This is a genomic window from Nostoc sp. (assembly GCF_035638895.1).
In the GTDB taxonomy this organism is placed as follows: Bacteria; Cyanobacteriota; Cyanobacteriia; order Cyanobacteriales; family Nostocaceae; genus Nostoc.
Genome location: NZ_DASQZC010000077.1, coordinates 1 through 1738 on the forward strand (window position 1 = coordinate 1; position 1738 = coordinate 1738).

At 43.2% G+C, this 1738-nt stretch carries 3 protein-coding genes; 2 read left to right on the forward strand and 1 reads right to left on the reverse strand.

What is annotated here, in order from left to right; genetic code table 11:
* The coding region (locus VE944_RS03355) for a class I tRNA ligase family protein (RefSeq protein ID WP_324972251.1) at positions 1 to 806 on the reverse strand (806 nt) is incomplete at its 3' end.
* A 174-nt stretch (positions 807 to 980) separates the two neighbouring features.
* On the opposite strand from VE944_RS03355, the gene VE944_RS03360 reads away from it, so the two are divergent.
* Together VE944_RS03360 and VE944_RS03365 are read left to right on the forward strand one after the other, a co-directional pair.
* Positions 981 to 1349, forward strand: coding sequence for a Crp/Fnr family transcriptional regulator (locus tag VE944_RS03360; protein ID WP_324972253.1), 369 nt, complete (start codon positions 981 to 983; stop codon positions 1347 to 1349).
* Positions 1350 to 1453: 104 nt separating this feature from the next.
* A partial coding sequence (locus VE944_RS03365) for a Lin0512 family protein (RefSeq protein WP_324972256.1) occupies positions 1454 to 1738 on the forward strand: 285 nt, incomplete at its 3' end.

Below are 1738 nucleotides of genomic sequence, written 5' to 3' on the forward strand. Positions count from 1 at the left end.
ACTTCCACCACTGCATAATTCAAATCTGCATTTACCGCTACAGCCAAATTTGCCGGAATTGTCCAAGGTGTAGTTGTCCAAATAGCCACACCCAAATCTGACAGATATTCCGCTAACAGTGGTTTTACAGCTGACGCTAAACTTGTAACAGCAAAAGCTGCATAGATACTGCGGGAAACGTGACCTTCTGGATATTCCAACTCAGCTTCAGCCAAAGCGGTTTTAGAACTGGGACTCCAGTGGACTGGCTTCAAACCGCGATAGATATAGCCTTTTAAGAACATCTGACCAAACACGCCGATTTGAGCTGCTTCATATTCCGGCTTCAGAGTTAGATAAGGGTGGTTCCAATCACCCCAAATACCGTAGCGCTGAAAATTTTGGCGCTGGTCGTTTACCGTAGTTAGAGCAAATTCTTCCGCTTTCTGCCGCAGTTGTAAAGATGTTAAGTTTTGCCGTTCTGCTGACTTCATATTCTGCAAAACTTTCAACTCAATTGGTAATCCGTGACAATCCCAACCAGGAACGTACCGAACTTTACGCCCTTTTAGCAGTTGGTAGCGATTAATAATATCTTTGAGAATTTTATTTAAGGCATGACCAATATGGAGTGAGCCATTAGCGTAGGGAGGCCCATCGTGCAGTATAAATAATTCGCCAGGGTTATTTTCGGAAAGGCGATCGTAAATTTTATTTTCTTCCCAAAATTTTTGGATTTCAGGCTCACGCTTGATGGCGTTTGCCCGCATATCAAAATTAGTCTTGGGTAGGTTTACAGTATCTTTGTAACTTCCTGATTCGGTCACAGTCTCATGCCTAGAATTAGGTGTGCAGGTTTTATTAATTATAGAAGATGACATCAAAACCAAATTTTGCTATTTAAGCGTGAGTTTGATACAGAAAGTAGTATACTTTTGGGGGTTTGCGTAAAGCTATCCAAAAGTTTCGTCTAAAAACCAATAATTTTGGGGTTGCTCTAAATGTTAAGTCCTGTAGTAACAGTCAGTATCTTTCAAAAACAACCCGACCCTCAAGCATTTTCAGCAGGCAAAGTCATCTTTGAAGAAGGACAGCCAGGTGAGCAGATGTACGGGATTCTGGAAGGAACAGTAAATATATTAGTCAATGGCAAGGTTGTAGAAACCATTGATACGGGCGAAGTTTTTGGTGTCGGGGTACTTGTAGGAGTAAAAAATAGAACTTATACAGCTATTGCCAAGGTGGACAGCAAACTTGCTTCTGTTGATGAGAAAAGGTTTCTCTTTGCCGTTCAAGAAACACCCATGTTTGCCCTACAGGTAATGAAAAGTTACTCAGAGCGTTTAAGTCGCTTGCAGCGTATGGTGTGAGGTAGGGGCAGGGAGCATGTAAGGCTAGTATTGCAAGTGAGCCTCCTGCCTTCAGCATACCTGGCTTTGGTGGTGAAAGGTGCAGAATTATACCGGAGTTAGCAATGGCACATAAACGGTTGATTATTGAGATGGGGATGGGAATAGATCAGCACGGACAAGAACCGACAGTAGCAGCATCTAGGGCAGTACGAAATGCGATCGCTCACAATGCTTTACCTGGTGTTTGGGAGGTTGCAGGTTTAAGTCACCCCAATGAAATGATTATAGAGGTTCAGGTAGCAGTTCCATACCCAGAGCAAGTTAGGGAAGAAGAGGTACTTGCTGTACTTCCATTTGGTCGCAAAAGTCTTACCGTAGAATCTGGGGGGATGATCGTTCAAGGGCGG